A 21,256-nucleotide genomic window follows, 5' to 3' on the forward strand; every position below is an offset into this window, starting at 1 on the left:
AGGGAAACGATCATGAGAGGGCGCACTCGTCGGCGTGCGCGGGCCATCGGCGGGGCCGGGGACCGGCCCGTTCCCCGCCATCGTAGCGGCCCCGGCTCAGCCCGCGTCGCGGCGCCGCAGGTAGCGCTCGAAGTCGCGGGCGATGGCGTCGCCGCTGGCCTCGGGCAGGTCGGTGGCGTCCTTCTGCTCCTCCAGCGTCCGCACGTACTCGGCGACCTCGGAGTCCTCCTCGGCCAGCTCGTTGACGCCGTTCTCCCAGGCGCGCGCCTCCTCGGGCAGCTCGCCCAGCGGGACGGTGATGTCCAGCAGGTCCTCCACCCGCCGCACCAGTGCCAGCGTCGCCTTCGGCGACGGCGGCTGCGCGACGTAGTGCGGCACCGCCGCCCACAGCGACACGGTGCTCAGGTCCGCCGCCGCGCACGCCTCCTGCAGCACGCCGAGGATGCCCGTCGGGCCCTCGTAGCGCGTCGGCTCCAGGCTCAGCGCCGCGACCAGCCCCGGCTCGGACGCCGACCCCGTCACCGGCACCGGCCGGGTGTGCGGGGCGTCGGCCAGCAGCGCGCCGAGCAGGACGACCCGCCCCGCGCCGAGGCCGGTCATGAGGTCCACCAGCTCCGCGCAGAACGACCGCCACCGCATGTTCGGCTCGATCCCGTGGACCAGCACCACGTCGCGGCCGCCGGGCAGCCGCGCCCGCGTCACCCGCGTCGTCGGCCAGACGATGCCGCGGCTCTCCCCGTCGGTCAGCTCGACCGTGGGCCGCGTCACCTGGAAGTCGTAGTAGTCCTCGGGGTCCACCTCGGCGACCGGGACCGACTCCCACGCCGCCGCGAGGTGCCGCACGACCCCGCTCGCGGCCTCGCCCGCGTCGTTCCACCCCTCAAAGGCGGCGACGACGACGGGATCGACCAGTTCAGGCACGCTCTCCCGCTCGACCACGCGCTGCCTCCTTCCGACGTCGGGTACAGCGTCACCGGACGGCGCGGTATTTCCGGGAACCCTGGCCCGCGCAAGATCGGTTGAGGGCCAGCCTACGTCCTCGCGGGGAGGCCCACCCCTCCGTCGCGCGGCCGGGCGCCGGACCGGCCCGCGCGGCGGGAGGCGGCCGGCGTCGTCAGCGCTTGCCGCCCTCGGTGGTGTGGACGATCAGGACGTCGCACGGCGACCGGTGCGACAGGTTCGCCGGCACCGACCCGAGCAGCCGCCCGGCGAGGCTGTTGAGCCCCCGGTTCCCGACGACGACGAGGTCGGCGGCGCGGTCCTTGGCGATCCCGGAGATGACGTCCACGGCGTCGCCCTCGACCGCGATCTCCTCGATGTCCTTGGCGCCCGCCGCGACGGCCCGCTCGCGCGCGGCGCGCAGCGCGTCGTCGGCCGGGGTCGAGCCCTGCACCTTGTAGGCCAGGTCGCCGAGCCGGTCGGCGGCGTTCAGCCGCTCCCGCTCGGGCATCGGGCTGTAGGCGGACGCGAGCAGCAGCGTGGCGCCGGTGGCGGCGGCGAGCTGGGCGGCGCGGTCCACCGCCCGGAACGAGGTCGACGAGCCGTCGGTGCCGACGAGGATGGTGCGGTACGCGCTCATGCCGCTCCTTACCGGTAAGTAGTCTGGGAGGGGCACGTTATCGGTCCCATGCCCGGTACGCCACGGTCTGGGCGACATGATCGGGTGACCCGCGTCGCGCTCGCTTCTCAAAGCGTGGACGGCCCGCGAGGACGCGCCGCCGCCCGGCTATGGTGGGGCACCATGAGCACTCCCAGCACCCCGTCTTTGCGTCAGGCCCTGAAACAGCGCGTCGTCGTGGCCGACGGGGGCATGGGAACGATGCTCCAGGACGCCGGGCCCACCCTCGACGACTTCGAGGGCCACGAGGGCTGCAACGAGATCCTCAACGTCACCCGGCCCGACATCGTCCGCTCCGTCCACGCCGCCTACTTCGAGGCGGGCGTCGACTGCGTCGAGACCAACACCTTCGGCGCCAACCTCGGCAACCTCGGCGAGTACGGCATCACCGACCGGATCTACGAGCTGTCGGAGGCGGGCGCGCGGCTGGCCCGCGAGGTCGCCGACTCCTTCGCCACCCCCGACCGGCCCCGGTACGTCATCGGCTCGGTCGGCCCCGGCACCAAACTGCCGACGCTCGGCCACATCACCTTCGCCGAACTGCGCGACGCCTACCAGCGCAACGTCGAGGGCCTGATCGCGGGCGGCGCGGACGCCGTCCTGGTGGAGACCTGCCAGGACCTGCTGCAGGCCAAGGCCGCGCTGATCGGCGCGCGCCGCGCCATCGACGCCGCGGGCGCCGACACCGTCCTCATCGGCCAGGTCACCATCGAGCAGAACGGCGCGATGCTGATGGGCTCGGAGATCGGCGCCGCGCTCACCGCGCTGGAGCCGATGGGCATCGACCTGATCGGGCTGAACTGCGCCACCGGCCCCGCCGAGATGAGCGAGCACCTGCGCTACCTGTCGCGGCACGCGCGCATCGGCCTGTCGTGCATGCCGAACGCGGGCCTGCCGGAGCTGACGTCCGACGGCGCGCGCTACCCGCTGACGCCCGCCGAGCTGGCCGACGCCCACGACACCTTCACCCGCGAGTTCGGGCTGTCGCTGGTCGGCGGCTGCTGCGGGACGACGCCCGAGCACCTGCGGCACGTCGTCGAGCGGGTCCGGGGCCGGGAGATCGCCGAGCGCGACCCGCGCCCGGAGGCGGGCGCGTCGTCGCTGTACCAGCACGTCCCGTTCCGGCAGGACACGTCCTACCTGGCGATCGGGGAGCGCACCAACGCCAACGGCTCCAAGGCGTTCCGCGAGGCGATGCTGGAGCGGCGCTGGGACGACTGCGTCAAGATCGCCCGCGACCAGGCCCGCGACGGCGCGCACATGCTCGACCTGTGCGTCGACTACGTCGGCCGCGACGGCGTCGCGGACATGCGCGAGCTGGGCTTCCGGTTCGCGACGGCGGCGACGCTGCCGATCGTGCTGGACTCCACCGAGGTCGACGTCATCGTCGCCGGGCTGGAGACCCTCGGCGGCCGGGCCGTCATCAACTCGGTGAACCTGGAGGACGGCGACGGCCCCGACTCGCGGATGGCGCGGCTCATGCCCGCCGTCAAGGAGCACGGCGCGGCCGTCATCGCCCTGACCATCGACGAGCAGGGCCAGGCCCGCACCGCCGAGAAGAAGGTCGAGATCGCGTCCCGCATCATCGAGATGCTGACCGGCACCTGGGGGATGCGCGTCGAGGACATCATCGTCGACACCCTCACCTTCACCATCGGCACCGGCCAGGAGGAGTCGCGCCGCGACGCCCTGGAGACCATCGAGGCGATCCGGGGGCTGAAGGCCCGCTACCCCGACGTGCAGACCACCCTCGGCCTGTCCAACGTCTCGTTCGGCCTGAACCCGGCCGCCCGCATCGTGCTGAACTCGGTGTTCCTGCACGAGTGCGCCGAGGCCGGGCTGGACTCGGCCATCGTCCACGCGTCCAAGATCCTGCCGATGGCGCGCATCCCTGAGGAGCAGCGGCAGGTCGCCCTCGACCTGGTGTACGACCGGCGCGGCGACGGCTACGACCCGCTGCACCGCTTCATGGAGCTGTTCGAGGGCGTCGACACGGCCGCGATGAAGGCCGACCGCGCCGCCGAGCTGATGGCCCTCCCGCTGTGGGACCGCCTCAAGCGCCGCATCGTCGACGGCGAGCTCGACGGCCTGGGCGCCGACCTGGACGCGGGCCTGGCCGAGCGCCCCGCCCTCGCCATCGTCAACGAGGTCCTGCTGGACGGCATGAAGACCGTCGGCGAGCTGTTCGGGTCCGGCGAGATGCAGCTCCCGTTCGTCCTGCAGAGCGCCGAGGTCATGAAGACCGCCGTCGCCTACCTCGAACCCCACATGGAGAAGTCCGACGACGGCGGCAAGGGCCGCATCGTCCTGGCGACCGTGAAGGGCGACGTCCACGACATCGGCAAGAACCTCGTGGACATCATCCTGTCCAACAACGGCTACGAGGTCGTGAACATCGGCATCAAGCAGCCGATGAACGCGATCCTGGAGGCCGCCGAGAACGAGCGCGCCGACGTCATCGGCATGTCCGGCCTGCTGGTGAAGTCCACGGTCGTCATGAAGGAGAACCTCCAGGAGCTGAACGCCCGCGGGCTCGCCGGCCGCTGGCCCGTCCTGCTCGGCGGCGCGGCCCTGACCCGCGCCTACGTCGAGCAGGACCTCGCCGAGCTGTACGAGGGCGAGGTCCGCTACGCCCGCGACGCGTTCGAGGGCCTGCGGCTGATGGACGCGTTCATGGCCGTCAAGCGCGGCGAGGAGGGCGCGACCCTGCCGCCGCTGCGCGAGCGGCGCGTCAAGAGGGGCGCGACCCTCAAGGTCACCGAGCCCGAGGAGATGCCCGCCCGCTCCGACGTCGCCCTGGACAACAAGGTCCCCGCGCCGCCGTTCTTCGGCGACCGGATCGTCAAGGGCATCCCCCTCGCCGACTACGCGGCGTTCCTCGACGAGCGCGCCACCTTCATGGGGCAGTGGGGCCTCAAGCCCGCGCGCGGCGGCGACGGCCCGAGCTACGAGGAGCTGGTCGAGACCGAGGGCCGTCCGCGGCTGCGGATGTGGCTGGACCGCGTCCAGACCGACGGCCTGATCGAGGCCGCCGTGGTGTACGGCTACTTCCCGGCCGTCAGCGAGGGCGACGACCTGGTCGTCCTCAACGCCGACGGCTCCGACCGCGAGCGGTTCACCTTCCCGCGCCAGCGCCGCGACCGGCACCTGTGCCTCGCGGACTTCTTCCGGCCCCGCGACTCCGGCGAGACCGACGTCGTGGCGTTCCAGCTCGTCACGGTCGGCTCCCGCATCGCCGAGGCCACCGGCGAGCTGTTCGCCAGGAACGCCTACCGCGACTACCTCGAACTGCACGGGTTGTCGGTGCAGCTCACCGAGGCGCTGATGGAGTACTGGCACGCCCGCATCCGCTCGGAGATCGGGTTCGGCGCGGAGGACTCCGAGGACGTCTCGGACTTCTTCAAGCTCGGCTACCGGGGCGCGCGCTACTCCTTCGGCTACCCCGCCTGCCCGGACCTGGAGGACCGCGCCACCCTCGTGCGGCTGCTGCGGCCCGAGCGGATCGGCGTGACCCTCACCGAGGAGCTGCAGCTCACCCCCGAGCAGTCGGCGGACGCGATCGTCGTCCACCACCCCGAGGCGAAGTACTTCAACACCTGACCGTCGCGAGAGGTGAACCCCGTGCCGCGTTCCACCGGGCCGCAGGCCGTCCTGTTCGACATGGACGGCCTGCTCGTCGACTCCGAGCGGCTGTGGCTGGAGGTCGAGGAGGAGACCGTCGCCCGGCTCGGCGGGACGTGGGGCGAGGAGCACCAGCGGGCGCTCATCGGCGGCTCGCTGGACCGCGCCGCCGTCTACATGCTGGAGCTGACCGGCGCGGACGTCCCGCCCGAGCGGATCGGCGACTGGCTGCTGGAGGGCATGATCACGCGGCTCGGCGCGGGCGTGCCGCTGCTGCCGGGCGCGCGGGAGCTGCTGGCGGAGGTCCGCGCGGCGGGCGTCCCGGCGGGCCTGGTGTCCTCCAGCTACCGGTGCCTGATCGAGGCGGCCCTGGACGTGATCGGCCGCGAGCACTTCGCGGTGACCGTCGCGGGCGACGAGGTCGCGCGCACCAAGCCCGACCCCGAGCCGTACCTGACGGCGGCGGCGCGGCTCGGCGCCGACCCGGCCGCCTGCGTGGCGCTGGAGGACTCGCCGAACGGCCTGGCGGCGGCGGAGGCGGCGGGCTGCGCGGTGGTCGCGGTGCCCTCGGTGCTGCCGATCGCGGCTGCGCCGGGACGGACGGTGGTGGCGTCGCTGCACGACGTGGACCTGGACCTGCTGCGCTCGCTCGTGGCGGACCGCCCGCGCACGCCCGTCTCATGATCGTTTCGTGTCCGGTGCGAGACCGTCCGGTGACCTGACCGTTATTTTTTGGGTTATGTCCTAACTTGCATCCCAGGAGTCCGCTCCGGGACGCATCCCGCCGGAGGATGAGGCCGCGCCGGACGCGAACCGTCCCTCCGGAGGATCATCCCGGCCGCATACGGTGTGAAGATGGGGAGAAGCGGCACCGTACGGAGTGAGGGACCGAAATGAGCCACGCAGCCATCGACGCCGTCTGCTACGGCGTGACGATCCTCGGGCTGGTCATCAGCTGGGCGCTGTACCGCCGCCGGGGCGCGGCGACGGCGCTGCGGGGCGTGTCCCTGTCGCTGGTCCCGGCCGCCGCGGCGCTCACGAACGTCACGGGCTTCTTCCTCGGCCTGGCGTTCAACCCGATCCGCTGGCTGGGCGTCGGCGCGGCCGGGCTGGCCGCGGTGCTGTACCTGACCTCGGGCGCGATGCTCAGCCGCCGCGCGGGCGGCGACGACGCGCCGGCCGGGGGCGGCGGTGGCGGCGGCGGCAAGGAGCGCCGCCGGGAGGGCGGCGGGCGGGCGGTGGAGTCCCCGCGTCAGCAGGCCGCGCCGGTCGACCCCGACCTGGCCGACATCGAGGAGATCCTGCGCAACCGCGGCATCAAGTAGCCGCACGGCCCGTCAAGGGCCCAAGTCAGAGCGCGCTTCCGCCGGGCGGGGGCGCGTTCGGCGTTCCGGGGCGGGGCGCCGCCGCCGGTCCGGTGGGCGGCGCCCGATCGCGTGCTTCTTCCGTCGCAGGTCGCCGGGCAGAGGACGGTTGATATCGGATCGGACTCGGATCGGTAAAGCTTGCTGTCCACGGCCTGCTCACGGCCGAGTGGGGTTCGCGTCGAACGTACTATTCGGGCGATTTGTCTGTGACGCCGCGCATGCGCGTGTGCCCGAGATGACGACGAGATCACAAGTCAGAAACGGGTACTGGCGCCAGTCGTCGCACCGATGGACAGTCGTGCTCGAAGCACTAGGTTTCCCTCCGGCAAACACTGGCGTAACGGGCATGGGCGGCAACGGACGATCTCCGCCGCCGACCGGCCCCCGCCGGCGGCGGCAGGGCCGAACCAGCGGCCGGACGGTAGGAGGTATGGAGCGTGACCGCACCCATGGAGGTGTCCGGTTCGGAGGCCGAGGCGCAGCCCGAAGCCGTCCTGGCCGGAGTCGAGGCGAACAAGATCCAGGGCCGTTCCCTGGGCCAGATCGCCTGGCTGCGGCTCAAGCGCGACAAGGTCGCCCTGGGCGGCGGCGTCGTGGTGGTCCTGCTGATCCTCATGGCGATCTTCGCGCCGTGGATCACCAAGCTGCTCGGCCATCCCCCCAACGAGTTCCACCAGGACCTCATCGACCCGACGCTCGGCGGCCCGCTGAAGCCGTGGGGCGGCGCCAACGGCGACTACCTGTTCGGGCTGGAGCCGGGCAACGGCCGCGACCTGTTCAGCCGCATCGTCTACGGCGCCCGCGTCTCGCTGCTCGTCGGCTTCCTCGCGACGCTGGTGTCGGTGCTGATCGGCACGATCTTCGGCGTCATGGCCGGCTACTTCGGCGGCTGGGTCGACTGGATCATCGCGCGGCTCATGGACGTCTTCCTGGCGTTTCCGCTGCTGATGTTCGCCATCGCGATCGTCGGCGTCCTGCCCGACAAGCTCGCCGGGCTGGAGGGCAACGGCCTGCGCATGGCGATCCTGATCTTCATCATCGGCTTCTTCGGCTGGCCCTACATCGGCCGGATCGTCCGCGGCCAGACGATCTCGCTGCGCGAGCGCGAGTTCGTCGACGCGGCGCGCAGCCTGGGCGCGCGCAGCCCGTACATCCTGTTCCGCGAGCTGCTGCCGAACCTCGTCGCGCCGATCCTGGTCTACGCGACGCTGCTCATCCCGACGAACATCCTCTTCGAGGCGTCGCTGTCGTTCCTCGGCGTCGGCATCAGCCCGCCGACGCCGGCATGGGGGAGCATGCTCACCGACGCGATCCGGACCTACCAGATCGCTCCCTATTTCGTGGTCATCCCGGGTCTGGCGATCTTCGTCACGGTCATGGCCTTCAACCTGTTCGGCGACGGTCTGCGGGACGCTCTCGACCCGCGGAGCAACCGCTGATCCCCCGCTGGAACCTCCCATGCTCAGTAGCGAAAGGGTATTCATGAAAAGCCGTTCGAGAATCCTGGCCGCATCGTCGGCCGGGCTCCTCGCCCTGGGCCTCCTCGCGGCCTGCGGCGGCGACGACAAGGACTCCGGCAGCGGCGGCGCCGGCTTCAACGCCGCCGTCGACAAGGTCGTCAACCCTTCCGACAAGAAGGGGGGCGTGCTGAAGATGGCGATCAGCAGCGACATCGAGTCCACGGACCCGGGCAACATGTACTACGCCTGGTCCACGAACTTCGTGCGGCTGTACTCGCGGATGCTGCTGACCTACCCGTCCAAGCCGGGCGACGAGGGCCGCAAGCCGTCCCCCGACCTCGCCGAGGCGCTGGGCGTGCCGAGCGACGGCAACAAGACCTGGACCTACAAGCTCAAGCACGGCCTCAAGTACGAGGACGGCACGGAGATCAAGGCCAAGGACATCAAGTACGCGGTCGCGCGCACCTTCGACCGCAGCGTCCTGCGCAGCGGCCCGAGCTACTTCGCCGACATGCTCGACGCGTCGGGTTACAAGGGTCCGTTCAAGGACAAGAACCTGGACCACTTCAAGGGCGTCAGCACGCCGGACGACTACACGATCGTCTTCCACCTGAAGAAGCCGTTCGCCGAGTTCAACGAGCTGGTGAACTTCTCCGGCCAGACGGCCCCGGTCCCGCAGGACAAGGACAAGGGCGACCGCTACGGCCTGCACCCGGTCTCGTCGGGCCCGTACAAGTGGCAGGGCGACTACCAGCCCGGCAAGGGCGGCACGCTGGTCCGCAACGACCAGTGGGACCAGAGCACCGACGAGAACCGCAAGCAGCTCCCGGACCAGGTCCAGATGATCTCCGGCCTGAACGCCGAGGAACTCGACAACCAGCTCCTCAAGGGCGAGATCCAGATCGACCTCGCGGGCTCGGGCGTCCAGGACAACGCGCGCAAGACGATCCTGACCGACCCGAACATGAAGGCCCAGTCGGACGACCCGAACGGCGGGTTCCACTGGTACATGCCGATCGACACCACGGTCATCCCCAACATCGAGTGCCGCAAGGCGCTGATCTGGGCGGCGGACCGCGACGCGATGTGGCGCGCCTACGGCGGTGACATCGGCGGCGAGCTGGCGACCTCGATCATGCCGCCGGACGTCACGGGCCGCGAGAAGGGCACGGACTACTACACCAAGGCCGAGACCGGCTACCACGGCGACGTGAACCAGGCCAAGGCCGCCCTCGCCAAGTGCGGCAAGCCCAACGGCTTCGAGACCACGATGATCTACCGCGAGGACCGGCCGAAGGAGAAGGCGACGGCCGTCGCCCTCCAGCAGGCGGAGTCGCGGGTCGGGATCAAGCTGAACCTCAAGGGCTACCCGGCCAACACCTACACCACCGACCAGATCGGGTCCCCGGACTTCAACAAGAAGAACAACGTGGGCCTCGGCACCTTCGGCTGGCTGTCGGACTGGCCGACCGGCTACGGCTTCCTCTGGGCGCTGACCGACTCGCGCGCCATCCTCCCGAGCGGCAACATCAACATCTCGGAGATCAAGGACGCGCAGATCGACAAGTGGTGGGACGAGTCCCTCACCCAGACCGACCCCGCCGCCCGCGCGAAGCTCTACAACCAGATCGACGACCGCTTCCGCGCGGAGGCGGCCGTGATGCCGAACGTGTACGCCAAGTCGCTGCTGTTCCGCCCGAGCGGCCTGACGAACGTGTTCTTCCACAAGGGCTTCGGCATGTACAACTACTCCACTCTCGGCGTGGCCAAGTAGGTCTCCGCCGCCTCGCTCTAGAAGGCAGGTGAAGGCCGTGGGCGGCCGGTCCGGGACCACCCGGTCCCGGACCGGCCGCCCTGGCCGCGCACTGTGATCGCTTTCATTGTTCGCCGGCTCGTGGGTGCGGTGGCGCTGCTGCTGGTCATCAGCGCGGTGACCTTCCTCATCTTCTTCGGGCTCCCGAGGCTGGCCGGTACCAGCTCCGACACGCTCGCCGCGCGCTTCGCGGGCAAGTCCCCGACTCCGGAGACCATCACCGCGATCAAGGAACGGTTCGGCTTCGACGACCCGCTCGTCGTGCAGTACGGGCACTTCCTCCACGATCTGGTCCTCGGCGGCACGTACGACACCGGGACCGACAAGATCCACTGCGCGGCCCCGTGCCTCGGCTACTCGTTCCGGACCAACCAGAACGTGACCGACATGCTGCTGGACCGGCTCCCGATCACCTTCTCGCTGGTCATCGGGGCGGCCGTCATCTGGCTGCTGGTCGGCGTGTCCATCGGCGTCCTCTCGGCGCTGAAGCGCGGGTCGCTGTTCGACCGCGCCGCGATGATGGTCGCGCTCGCCGGCGTCTCGCTGCCGATCTACTTCACCGGCCTGCTGTCCCTGGCGTTCGTCGTCCACGGCTGGGGGCTGCTGCCGCCGGTCAACTACTCCTCGTTCCTCTCCAACCCGTTCTCGTGGGCGGGCGCGCTGATCCTGCCCTGGGTGACGCTCGCGTTCCTGTACGCGGCGATGTACGCGCGGCTCACCAGAGCCGGGATGCTGGAGACGATGAGCGAGGACTACATACGCACGGCGCGGGCCAAGGGCCTGCCCGAGCGGACGGTCATCACCAAGCACGCGCTGCGGGCGTCGCTGACCCCCCTGCTGACGATCTTCGGTCTGGACTTCGGCCTGCTGTTCGGCGGCGCGGTCCTCACCGAGAAGACCTTCTCGCTGAAGGGCCTGGGGTCGCTCGCGCTGGACGGGGTGATCGGCAGCGACCTGCCGGTCGTGCTCGGGACCGTCCTCACGACCGCCGTGTTCGTCGTCGTGGCGAACCTGGTGGTGGACATTCTGTACGGCGTCGTCGACCCGAGGGTGAGGTTCAGCTGATGGGGGACGAGCAGCGGGCCGAACTGCTGGACGGCCCGGCGGGGGAGGACGCGGCGGCGCGCCCGCCGTCGGCGTTCCTGGAGGTCCGGGACCTCAAGATCCACTTCCCGACCGACGACGGCCTGGTGAAGTCGGTGGACGGGCTGTCGTTCACGCTGGAGCGCGGCAGGACGCTCGGGATCGTGGGCGAGTCCGGCTCGGGCAAGAGCGTGACGAGCCTCGGCATCCTCGGCCTGCACAACCGCCGCAACGCGCGGGTCTCGGGGGAGATCTGGCTGGACGGCAAGGAGCTGGTCGGCGCGTCGCCCGACGACGTGCGCCGCCTCCGCGGCCGCGAGATGGCGATGATCTTCCAGGACCCGCTGTCGGCGATGCACCCCTTCTACACGGTGGGGCACCAGATCATCGAGGCGTACCGGGTCCACAACGACGTGTCGAAGAAGGTCGCGCGCAAGCACGCCATCGACATGCTGGGCCGGGTCGGCATCCCCAAGCCGGACCGGCGCGTGGACGACTACCCGCACCAGTTCTCCGGCGGCATGCGGCAGCGCGCGATGATCGCGATGGCGCTGTCGTGCGACCCGGAGCTGCTCATCGCCGACGAGCCGACGACGGCGCTGGACGTCACCGTCCAGGCGCAGATCCTCGACCTGATCCGCGACCTGCAGCAGGAGTTCAACTCCGCGATCATCATGATCACCCACGACCTCGGGGTCGTCGCGGAGCTGTCCGACGACGTCCTGGTCATGTACGCGGGCCGGTGCGTGGAGTACACCTCGGTGGACGACGCGTTCCACCGGCCGCTGCACCCGTACACCTGGGGCCTGCTCGGCTCGATGCCGCGGCTCGACCGGGCGCGGTCCGAGCGCCTCAACCCGATCAAGGGCTCTCCCCCCAGCCTGATCAACGTGCCGCAGGGGTGCGCGTTCAACCCGCGCTGCGCCTACGCGGCGCTGAACGAGGGCCGCAGCGAGTCCGAGCGGCCCGAACTGGTCGAGCTGGAGCCCGGCCACTCCGCCGCGTGCCACCTCCCGCTGGAGAAGCGGCGGGAGATCTGGGACGCCGAGATCCGGCCGACGCTGTGACGAGCACGAGTGGGAAGACAGTGAACACTTCGAAGACCCCGCCCGAGGCGGACACGGTCGCGGACGCGGCGGCCAGCGCGGCCGACACCGTGGCGGACGCCCCCGCCGAGCGCGCCGAGCCGCGCCGCCGGCCGGACCCGTCGGACGAGCCGCTGCTGCGCGTCGAGGGCCTGGGCAAGCACTTCCCGGTGACGTCCGGGCTGCTGCGCCGCCAGGTCGGCGCGGTCCGCGCCGTGGACGGCGTGTCGTTCTCGGTGCGCCGGGGCGAGACGCTGGGCCTGGTGGGGGAGTCGGGCTGCGGGAAGTCCACGACGGGCCGGATGGTCATGCGGCTGCTCGACCCGTCCTTCGGCAAGATCGTCTTCGACGGGCGGGACATCACCGGGCTGTCGCAGCGCAGCCTGCGCCCCCTCCGCCGCGACCTGCAGATGATCTTCCAGGACCCGTACTCGTCGCTGAACCCGCGCCAGACGGTCGGCGCGATCGTCGGCGCGCCGTTCCGGCTGCAGAGCATCCGGACCGAGAACGGCGTCAAGAAGGCCGTGCAGGAGCTGCTGGAGCTCGTCGGCCTCAGCCCCGAGCACTACAACCGGTACCCGCACGAGTTCTCCGGCGGGCAGCGGCAGCGCATCGGCATCGCCCGGACGCTGGCCCTCAAGCCCAAGCTGATCATCGCGGACGAGCCGGTGTCGGCGCTGGACGTGTCGGTGCAGGCGCAGGTCGTCAACCTGCTGGAGGATCTCCAGGACGAGCTGGACCTCACCTACGTCGTCATCGCGCACGACCTGTCGGTCGTCCGGCACATCGCCGACCGCGTCGCGGTCATGTACCTCGGCAAGATCGTCGAGATCGCCGACCGCGACGACCTGTACGAGCGCCCGATGCACCCGTACACGACGGCGCTGCTGTCGGCCGTCCCGGTGCCGGACCCGGCGGCGCGCAAGGGCCGCGAGCGCATCCGGCTGCAGGGCGACGTCCCGAGCCCGCTCGACCCGCCGCCCGCCTGCCGGTTCCACACGCGCTGCTGGAAGGCGCAGGAGATCTGCAAGCAGGTCGAGCCGCCGCTGGTGGAGCTGAGCCCGGGCCACGAGGCCGCGTGCCACTTCCCGGAGAACGCGACCGTCAGCGCCACCGACCTGGTGGAGCGCGCGGGAGTGGACGGCACGGTGGTGGATGGCACGGTGGTGGACGCCGCGGGGGAGACCGCCGCGGACTCCTGACCCCGGCCCGGCGAGCGCATGGCGGCGCCGGACGCGACGATCTCCGCACTCGTCGCGTCCGGCGTCGCTTTTCTGTGTATCACGGCGCGCGTCCCGCCGGTCGCGGAACGGGAAGGGCGGCCCGCGCGGGGAGTGCGCGGGCCGCCCGGGGAGGGGAGCGGGGTCAGTCGGTGGAGATCGCCTTGAGGACGTCCATCCGGCCCGCCCGCCACGCCGGCCACAGCGCCGCCAGGACGCCGATGACCGCCGCGACGACCAGGTAGACCACCAGCGTCCCGTAGGGGATCGACAGCACGCCCAGCCCGTCGTCGGACATCGCCTGCTGCAGCGACGCGCCGAACGCCAGCCCGATCGCCATGCCGAGCAGCGCGCCGAACACCGCGATGACGATCGACTCGGCGCGGATCATCCGGCGGAGCTGGCGGCGGCCCATGCCGATCGCCCGCAGCAGCCCGATCTCCCGCGTCCGCTCGATCACCGACAGCGCGATGGTGTTGATGACGCCGACCGCGGCGATGATCACCGACAGGGCCAGCAGGATCGAGATGATCGCGACGACGCCGTCGATGCCCTTGCTGACCTCGTCCTTGAGGTCGGTCTGGTCCTGCACCTTCAGCGCCGGGTTCGCCTTGACGGCGTTCTCGATGCCCTGCCGGGGCGCCTTCGCGCCGCCGGTGTCGACCGCGACCATCCCGATGACCGGCTGCGGCGTGTGCGCCAGGTGCTCGGCCGCCGCGACGAACCGCGACCCCATCAGGTCGTTCTTCTTGTAGATCCCGACCAGGCGCAGCGGCACGGTCTTTCCGTCGGCGAACGTCACCGGGAGCGTGCCGCCGAGCGCGACGCCGCGCGCCTTGGCGGTGTCCTCGTCCAGCAGGACGCCGTCCTTGCCGGGGTCCTCCGACCCCGACACCATCTCCAGCTTCGACGCGCGGCCGAGGGCGGGCATGTCGCCGGAGGAGTAGCCGACCTTCTTGCCCGCGATCACCGCGTCACCGCTGTACGCGCGGGCGATCGACCGGACGCCCGGCACCTGCGCGATGCGCTGCGCGGCCTCGGCGTCGACGCCGTTGCCCGACGAGCTGACGATGTAGTCCGCGCCGAGCTGCTCGTCGATCTGCGCGTTCACCGACGCCCGGATCGACGCGCCGAGCACGTTCACCGTCGTGATCAGCGCGAGGCCGATCATCAGCGCCGCCGCCGTCGCCGCCGTGCGGCGCGGGTTGCGCAGCGCGTTCTGCTGCGCGAGCCGCCCCGGCACCCGCATCACCCTGGCGAACGGCCAGCCCAGCACCTTCACGACCGGGATGCTGATGAGCGGGGCGAGCATCGTGACGCCGATGAACACCGCGAACGCGCCCGCGCCGACCAGGACCGCGTTGGCCGTCCCGCTCGCCGCGCCGCCCAGGCCGAGGCCGATCAGCACCGCGCCGAGGACGGTCAGGACGCCGCCCAGCGACAGCCGGATGCGCAGCGACCGCTGCGGCATCGCCACGTCGTCGCGCATCGCCGCCACCGGCGGGATCTTCGCGGCGCGCCGCGCCGGGAAGTACGCCGACACGACCGTCACGATGACGCCGACCAGGTACGACACGATGACCGTGCGGGCCGACAGCACCAGGCTGCCGCCGCCGTTCATCGCCTGCAGCAGCGTCGCGAGCCCCGCCCCGGCCGCCAGGCCGAGCGTGGACCCGACGAAGCCGACCGCGACGGCCTCGCCGATCACCGCGCGGGTGACCTGCCCGCGCCCCGCGCCGATGGCGCGCAGCAGCGCCAGCTCGCGGGTGCGCTGCGCCACCAGCATCGTGAACGTGTTGAAGATGATGAACGCGCCGACGAACACCGCGATCAGCGCGAACGCGAGCAGGAACGTGCGGAAGAAGCCCATCACGGCCTCGACGTCGCTCTTGTTCTCGTCGCGCATCTTCGTGCCGGTGATCGCCTCCAGCCCGTCCGGGAGCTTGGCCGCGACCCGGTCGCGCAGGACCGCCTCGCTCGGCCCCGAGGACTGCATCTGGATCTCGGAGAAGTAGCCGGGCTTGAGCAGCAGCCGCTGCGCCGTGGCCGTGTCGAACCCGGTGACGGTCGCGCCCATGAGGTTGCCGGTGTCGATCAGCCCGGTGATCCGCGCCGTCCGCGGCGGCCCGGACAGGACGATCTTGACCGTGTCGCCGATCGCGAAGTGCGCCTTCTTCGCGGTGTCGGTGTCGATCAGCACCTCGCCGGGGCCGCTCGGCGCGCGGCCGCTCGCCAGCTTGAAGCTGCCGTCGTCGCCCGTCCAGTTGACGCCCATCTGCGGCGGACCGCCGCCGCCGACCACCTTGCCGTCGCGGCCCACGACCGCCGCGTACCCGCCGACCTGGCCCTCGGGGTCCTTGACGCCCTCGACGGTCTTCAGCGTGTCCACCAGGGACGCCGGAATCGGCATCGCGTTCATGCCGTCGTCGTCGGAGCCGCCGATCTTCTTCGCGCGGACGTCCACCGCGACGTTCTTGCCGACGCTGCTGAACAGGTCGTCGAACTGCTTGCCCATCGTGTCGGTGAACATCAGCGTCCCCGCCACGAACGCGACCCCGAGCAGGACCGCGACGCCCGTCAGCAGCAACCGCACCTTGTGCGCGGCCAGGTTGCGGAGCGTGACCTTGGTCATCATCGGGCCGTGCCCCCCGGCAGGTCGAAGCCCTTCATGCGCTCAAGGACGCGCTCGGCGGTCGGCTCGCGCATCGTGTCGACGATCCGGCCGTCCGACAGGAACAGCACGTCGTCGGCGTACGCCGCCGCGGACGGGTCGTGGGTCACCATCACGATCGTCTGGCCCATCTCGCGCACCGACGACCGCAGGAAGCCCAGCACCTCCGCGCCCGAGCGCGAGTCCAGGTTCCCGGTCGGCTCGTCGGCGAAGATGATGTCCGGGCGCGACGCCAGCGCCCGCGCGCACGCCACCCGCTGCTGCTGGCCGCCCGACAGCTCCGACGGCCGGTGCTTGAGCCGCGGCCGCAGCCCGACCGTGTCGATGACCCGGTCCAGCCACTCCTGGTCCGGCTTGCGGCCCGCGATGCCCATCGGCAGCGTGATGTTCTCCAGCGCCGTCAGCGTCGGCACCAGGTTGAACGCCTGGAAGATGAACCCGATCTTGTCGCGGCGCAGCCGCGTGAGCTGCTTGTCCTTCAACCGCGTCAGCTCCGTGCCGCCGATCCGGACGACGCCGGAGTCCACCGCGTCCAGCCCGGCCATGCAGTGCATCAGCGTCGACTTGCCCGACCCGGACGGACCCATCACCGCGGTGAACCGGCCCCGCGGGATGCCGACCGTCACGTCGTCGAGCGCGACCACCCGCGCGTCGTCGCGGCCGTAGCCCTTGGAGACGTGCTCGGCCGACGCGGCGAAGTCACCCGCCCCGGGCGCGGGCTGCGCGTCGGCGGTCGATGGGGCGGAGTACGTCACGGTGTGTCCCCTGTTCGTGGTGGAAAGCCATGCGATACGACGATTCGTCGTCCACCACAGAACAGTAGGAGCCGGGACGTCCCGGCGGATGCACCGCAGGAAGGGAATATCGGGTCCACCCACGGCATGAGGACCCGCCGCCGCCGTCGTCCTCGGGGAGTAGACCCGCCTCCCCCGCCTCAGGGAAGGCCCCGGAGACGGCCTCGGGGTCAGCCCTGGCCCGGCCTGCTCAGCCCCGTCTCGTACGCGTACACCACCGCCTGCACCCGGTCCCGCAGCCCCAGCTTCGCCAGCACGTTCCCCACGTGCGTCTTCACCGTCGTCTCGCTCACGACCAGCTCCGCCGCGATCTCCGCGTTCGACTGCCCCCGCGCCACATGCGTCAGCACCTCGCGCTCCCGCTCCGTCAGCGTGTCCAGCCCCGGCGGGGGAGCGGAGTCCCGCACCGCCGGCAGCCGCGTCGCGAACTTGTCCAGCAGCCGCCGCGTCACCGACGGCGCCACGATCGCGTCGCCGTGCGCCACGATCCGGATCGCCGCCACCAGATCCTCCGGCGGCGAGTCCTTCAACAGGAACCCGCTCGCCCCCGCCCGCACCGCCTCGATCACGTACTCGTCCAGATCGAACGTCGTCAGGATCAGCACCCGCGGATCGTGCGACGCCGCGCCGTCCCGCACGATCCGCCGCGTCGCCTCGATCCCGTCCATCCCCGGCATCCGGATGTCCATCAGCACCACGTCCGGCAGCAGCGACCGCGTCAGCTCCACCGCCGCCGCGCCGTCGCCCGCCTCGCCGACCACCGCCAGATCCGGCTCCGCCTCCAGGATCAGCTTGAACCCCGTCCGCAGCAGCGGCTGGTCGTCCACCAGCAGCACCCGTACCGCGTTCACCCGGCAGCCCCGTCCATCGTCATCGACCCGCCCTCACTTCGACCCGTCCAGCCCGGCGCGACCGCCGCACCGCCCAACCTATCCGCCCCCGCCGCGCGGCCCGCCCGCGCCGCCGCGCCCCTCACGGCTCCAACGGGAACCGCGCCCGCACCCCGAACCCGCCGCCCACCCGCGGCCCGATCCGCAGCTCGCCCCCGAACAGCGCCACCCGCTCGTACATCCCCACCAGCCCGTGGCCCGGCCGGTCCTCGTCCTGCGCGCTGATCGTCGCCGTCCCGTGCCCGTCGTCCTCGATCTCCACCGTCAGATCGCGCTCCCCGTAGTTCAACCGCACCCACGCCCGCGCCGCCGGACCCGCGTGCTTCAACGTGTTCGTCAACGCCTCCTGCACCAGCCGGAACGCCGCCACGTCCACGCCCGGCGACGGCGTCCGCGCCTCGCCCTCGATCCACAACTGCACCTGCAGGCCCGTCTCCCGGACGTGCTCCAGCAGCTCGCCCACATCGCCCAGACCCGGCTGCGGCGCCAGCTCCCCGCCGTCGCCCTCGTCCCGGTCCGTCCGCAGCACCCCCACGATCCGCCGCATCTCGCTCAACGCCGTCCGACCGACCTCCTCGATCGTCGACATCGCCTCCCGCGCCCCCGCCGGATTCCGGTCGATCACCCGCCGCGCCGCCCCCGCCTGCACCGTCATCACGCTCACATGGTGCGCCACCACGTCGTGCAGCTCCCGCGCGATCCGCGACCGCTCCTCGATCCGCGCCGCCCGCGCGTCCGTGCCCCGCGCCCGCTCCAGCCGCGCCGCACGGTCCTCCAGCTCCGCGAAGTACACCCGCCGCATCCGCAGGTTCCGGCCCAGCACCCACACGCCCACCACCAGCAGCACGTACGTCAGGGACGCCATCACCCCCGGGCTCTCCGGCGCCAGCACCAGCACCACCGCCAGCGCCGCCACCGCCAGCACCCCGCCCAGCACCCCCTGCGCCAGCGGCCGGTACGCCCCCGCCCCGTACACCGCCACCAGCAGCGCCGCCACGTCCGGGACCGCCGGCGGATACCGCCACACCGTCAACGCCACCAGCGCCGCCACCACCGCCGCCAGCACCAGCAGCGGGAACCGCCGCCGCAGCGCCAGCACCCCCACCGCCGCCACCAGCAGCACCACCTGCCGCGCGTCCGGCCCCGCCCACCCGCCGTCCGCCGGCACGTCGTCCAGCAACGCCTGCGGCAGCCCCACCGCGAGCAGCAGCAGGGCCAGCGCGGCGTCGGCGGCCGTCGGACGCGCCCGGAACCACGCCCGGCCGGCGCGCAGACCACGAATGCGGGGTGACACGCTTCTCACCCTAGAAGCTCGCGACCCGCCCGAACCCCTCCTGAGCGCCGATCCCCCGTCCTCCGCAAGGATGACCCCGCGCACCCCGCCCGGCACTCACGGATCAGCCCGCTCCCGCGCCGCCGACTCCCGGTCCGCCGGGGACTCCCGCGGCAGCGGCACCGCCGGCAGCGGCGGCGGCGTCCCCCCGAACTCCGGACACCGCTCCCGATGGTCGCACCAGTCGCACAACCGGCTCGCGCGCGGCCGCCACTCGCCCGTCTCCGTCGCCCGCCGGATCGCCGCCCACAGCGCCTCCACCTTCCGCTCCGTCGCCCGCAGATCCGCCTCGTCCGGCGCGTACCGCAGCACCTCCCCGTTCCCCAGGTACATCAACTGCAGCAACCGCGGCACCCGCCCCCGCAGCCGCCACAGCACCAGCGCGTAGAACTTCATCTGGAACAGCGCCCGCGCCTCGAACTCCGCGCGCGGCGCCGACCCCGTCTTGTAGTCGACGATCCGCACCTCGCCCGTCGGCGCCACGTCCACCCGGTCGATGAACCCCCGCAACCGCAGGCCCGACTCCAGCACCGTCTCCACGTACAGCTCCCGCTCGGCGGGCTCCAGCCGACGCGGGTCCTCCAGCGTGAAGTACCGCTCCACCTGGCCCTTCGCCTGCTCGAGCCACCGCTCCCGGTCCGCCTCGCCGTCCCCGCCCTCGGCGAACAGCCCCGACAGCTCCGGCTCCTCCGACAGCAGCCGCTCCCACTCCGGGCCGAGCAGCCCCAGCGCCGCCGCCACCGTCCGCTCGCCCGCCGGAAGGTCGTACAGCCGCTCCAGCACCGCGTGGACCAGCGTCCCCCGCGCCGCCGCCGGACTCGGCCGCTCCGGCAGCCGGTCGATCACCCGGAACCGGTACAGCAGCGGGCACGTCATGAAATCGCCCGCCCGCGACGGCGACAACGACCCCGCCGCGCCCCCGCCCGCCTCCGTGATCCGCGTCGTCGTCATGGCACAGCAGCGTAGGCGACCCCTGCGACGAAACCGCGGCCCCGCACCGTCCCCGTCCCCGGCCGCCGCGTCCCGCGCGGGGCCGTAGCATCGGAACCGTGACCCACAGCGCGCCACCGAACCACCGCGAACCCGACCGCGAACCCGGACCGGGCCGCGCCGAGGACGACGGCGACGACGGCGGCGCCCCCGGCCGCCCCCGCGGCAACGGCATCCACGTCGGCCGCGTCCTCGGCGTCCCCGTCTTCGTCTCCCCGAGCTGGTTCGTCGTCGCCGTCATCGTCACCCTGCTCTTCGAGAGCCAGGTCCACGACGTCGTCGCCCGCCCCGGCAGCTACGCCGTCGCCTTCGCCTACGCCCTCCTCCTCTACGGCTCGGTGTTCGTCCACGAACTCAGCCACGCCGTCACCGCCCGCGCCCTCCGCCTCCCCGTCCGCTCCGTCACCCTCCACATCCTCGGCGGCGAGACCTCCATCGGCCGCGAGGCCCGCGGCCCCGGCGGCGAGTTCCTCATCGCCTTCGCCGGACCCCTCACCAACCTCGTCCTCGCCGGACTCGGCGGCCTCGCCTCCGCCTACCTGCCCCTCCCGCCCGTCGCCCGCCTCCTCGTCGACGCCCTCACCTTCGCCAACCTCCTCGTCGGCGTCTTCAACCTCCTGCCCGGCCTGCCCCTGGACGGCGGCCGCCTCGTCCGCGCCGCCGTCTGGAAGATCACCGGCCGCAGCCGCAACGGCGCCCTCGCCGCCGGATGGGTCGGCCGCGGCGTCGCCGTCCTCTGCCTCGTCGCCGGCGCCTACCTCAGCACCCGCACCGCCGACGACGGCGGCGGCGTCGGCTGGCTCTCCCTCCTGTGGTCCGCGCTCGTCGCCTCCTTCATCTGGGTCGGCGCCAGCCAGGCCATCCGCGCCGAGCGGCTCCGCGACCGCATCCCCGGCCTCAGCGCCCGCCGCCTCGCCCGCCGCGCCGCCCTCGTCCCCGCCGACCTCCCCCTCGCCGAAGCCGTCCGCCGCGCCCAGACCGAACACGCCGGCGCCCTCGTCGTCACCGACCACGACGGCCGCCCCCGCGGCCTCGTCAGCGAGAAGGCCGTCACCGCCACCCCCGAGCACCGCCGCCCCTGGATCTCCACCGGCGACGTCTCCCGCGGCCTCGAACCCGGCCTCACCCTCGACGCCGACCTCGCCGGCGAAGCCCTCATCGACGCCATCCGCCGCGCCCCCGCCTCCGAATACCTCCTCCTCGAACCCGGCGGCGCCGTCTACGGCGTCCTCGCCACCGCCGACGTCGACCGCGCCTTCGCCGGCCGCTGACCCCCCGCCGCGCCCAACCGGAACACCGCCCCGCGCCCGC

General features: G+C 72.2%; 16 protein-coding genes. 9 read left to right on the top strand and 7 right to left on the bottom strand.

From position 1 onward, the window contains the following. Positions 1-96: 96 nt before the first annotated feature. Together G339_RS0125190 and G339_RS0125195 are read right to left on the bottom strand one after the other, a co-directional pair. Positions 97-939: a PAC2 family protein gene (locus G339_RS0125190; protein ID WP_019633839.1), complete on the bottom strand. Its 843-nt coding sequence runs from the start codon at positions 937-939 to the stop codon at positions 97-99. Between the two features lie 175 nt (positions 940-1,114). Continuing rightward, positions 1,115-1,579 (bottom strand): universal stress protein, encoded by a 465-nt coding sequence (locus G339_RS0125195; protein WP_019633840.1) that lies wholly within the window; start codon positions 1,577-1,579, stop codon positions 1,115-1,117. Positions 1,580-1,741: 162 nt separating this feature from the next. Between G339_RS0125195 and metH the strand changes: the two genes are divergently transcribed. The 8 genes from metH to G339_RS35265 all read left to right on the top strand — a co-directional run bounded on the left by metH (position 1,742) and on the right by G339_RS35265 (position 13,249). After that, on the top strand, positions 1,742-5,218 hold the full coding sequence (gene metH / locus G339_RS0125200; protein WP_033324272.1) for a methionine synthase: 3,477 nt from the start codon (positions 1,742-1,744) through the stop codon (positions 5,216-5,218). Positions 5,219-5,239: 21 nt separating this feature from the next. Next, positions 5,240-5,923 (top strand): HAD family hydrolase, encoded by a 684-nt coding sequence (locus tag G339_RS0125205; RefSeq protein WP_019633842.1) that lies wholly within the window; start codon positions 5,240-5,242, stop codon positions 5,921-5,923. A 209-nt stretch (positions 5,924-6,132) separates the two neighbouring features. Beyond that, the gene (locus tag G339_RS0125210; protein WP_019633843.1) at positions 6,133-6,564 is read left to right on the top strand and encodes a hypothetical protein; all 432 of its coding nucleotides are present in this window, start codon (positions 6,133-6,135) and stop codon (positions 6,562-6,564) included. Between the two features lie 479 nt (positions 6,565-7,043). Then, positions 7,044-8,045, top strand: a complete 1,002-nt coding sequence (locus G339_RS0125215; protein ID WP_026341760.1) for an ABC transporter permease — start codon at positions 7,044-7,046, stop codon at positions 8,043-8,045. A gap of 43 nt (positions 8,046-8,088) precedes the next feature. Further along, a complete protein-coding gene (locus tag G339_RS0125220) occupies positions 8,089-9,840 on the top strand; it encodes an ABC transporter substrate-binding protein (RefSeq protein ID WP_019633845.1) in 1,752 nt (583 codons plus the stop codon). A 93-nt stretch (positions 9,841-9,933) separates the two neighbouring features. After that, positions 9,934-10,944: an ABC transporter permease gene (locus G339_RS0125225; protein ID WP_026341761.1), complete on the top strand. Its 1,011-nt coding sequence runs from the start codon at positions 9,934-9,936 to the stop codon at positions 10,942-10,944. Then, positions 10,944-12,029, top strand: coding sequence for an ABC transporter ATP-binding protein (locus G339_RS0125230; protein ID WP_019633847.1), 1,086 nt, complete (start codon positions 10,944-10,946; stop codon positions 12,027-12,029). The genes G339_RS0125225 and G339_RS0125230 overlap by 1 nt, the downstream gene beginning before the upstream one ends. A gap of 20 nt (positions 12,030-12,049) precedes the next feature. Further along, complete coding sequence (locus G339_RS35265; protein WP_019633848.1) at positions 12,050-13,249, top strand: ABC transporter ATP-binding protein; 1,200 nt, start codon at positions 12,050-12,052, stop codon at positions 13,247-13,249. Between the two features lie 163 nt (positions 13,250-13,412). Here the strand turns inward: G339_RS35265 and G339_RS0125240 are convergent, their stop codons facing one another. From G339_RS0125240 to G339_RS0125260, 5 genes are all read right to left on the bottom strand, one after another. Beyond that, the gene (locus G339_RS0125240) at positions 13,413-15,899 is read right to left on the bottom strand and encodes an ABC transporter permease (RefSeq protein ID WP_019633849.1); all 2,487 of its coding nucleotides are present in this window, start codon (positions 15,897-15,899) and stop codon (positions 13,413-13,415) included. Further along, a complete protein-coding gene (locus G339_RS0125245) occupies positions 15,899-16,693 on the bottom strand; it encodes an ABC transporter ATP-binding protein (protein WP_019633850.1) in 795 nt (264 codons plus the stop codon). The genes G339_RS0125240 and G339_RS0125245 overlap by 1 nt, the downstream gene beginning before the upstream one ends. Before the next feature lie 209 nt (positions 16,694-16,902). Continuing rightward, positions 16,903-17,583, bottom strand: a complete 681-nt coding sequence (locus tag G339_RS0125250; RefSeq protein WP_033324278.1) for a response regulator — start codon at positions 17,581-17,583, stop codon at positions 16,903-16,905. Between the two features lie 121 nt (positions 17,584-17,704). Further along, on the bottom strand, positions 17,705-18,916 hold the full coding sequence (locus G339_RS40920) for a sensor histidine kinase (RefSeq protein ID WP_019633852.1): 1,212 nt from the start codon (positions 18,914-18,916) through the stop codon (positions 17,705-17,707). Positions 18,917-19,012: 96 nt separating this feature from the next. Continuing rightward, the gene (locus G339_RS0125260) at positions 19,013-19,906 is read right to left on the bottom strand and encodes a RecB family exonuclease (RefSeq protein ID WP_019633853.1); all 894 of its coding nucleotides are present in this window, start codon (positions 19,904-19,906) and stop codon (positions 19,013-19,015) included. 98 nt (positions 19,907-20,004) lie between these two features. On the opposite strand from G339_RS0125260, the gene G339_RS0125265 reads away from it, so the two are divergent. Further along, the gene (locus G339_RS0125265; RefSeq protein WP_019633854.1) at positions 20,005-21,216 is read left to right on the top strand and encodes a site-2 protease family protein; all 1,212 of its coding nucleotides are present in this window, start codon (positions 20,005-20,007) and stop codon (positions 21,214-21,216) included. Positions 21,217-21,256: the final 40 nt, after the last annotated feature.

Source organism: Actinomadura atramentaria DSM 43919 (assembly GCF_000381885.1).
Taxonomy (GTDB): domain Bacteria; phylum Actinomycetota; class Actinomycetes; order Streptosporangiales; family Streptosporangiaceae; genus Spirillospora; species Spirillospora atramentaria.

Bases quoted from the DNA above. Each gene is read 5' to 3' on its own strand.
- G339_RS0125240 (WP_019633849.1), bottom strand. From the start codon at position 15,899: ATGACCAAGGTCACGCTCCGCAACCTGGCCGCGCACAAGGTGCGGTTG.
- G339_RS0125220 (WP_019633845.1), top strand. From the start codon at position 8,089: ATGAAAAGCCGTTCGAGAATCCTGGCCGCATCGTCGGCCGGGCTCCTC.
- G339_RS0125195 (WP_019633840.1), bottom strand. From the start codon at position 1,579: ATGAGCGCGTACCGCACCATCCTCGTCGGCACCGACGGCTCGTCGACC.
- metH (WP_033324272.1), top strand. From the start codon at position 1,742: ATGAGCACTCCCAGCACCCCGTCTTTGCGTCAGGCCCTGAAACAGCGC.
- G339_RS0125230 (WP_019633847.1), top strand. From the start codon at position 10,944: ATGGGGGACGAGCAGCGGGCCGAACTGCTGGACGGCCCGGCGGGGGAG.
- G339_RS0125260 (WP_019633853.1), bottom strand. From the start codon at position 19,906: ATGACGACGACGCGGATCACGGAGGCGGGCGGGGGCGCGGCGGGGTCG.
- G339_RS0125210 (WP_019633843.1), top strand. From the start codon at position 6,133: ATGAGCCACGCAGCCATCGACGCCGTCTGCTACGGCGTGACGATCCTC.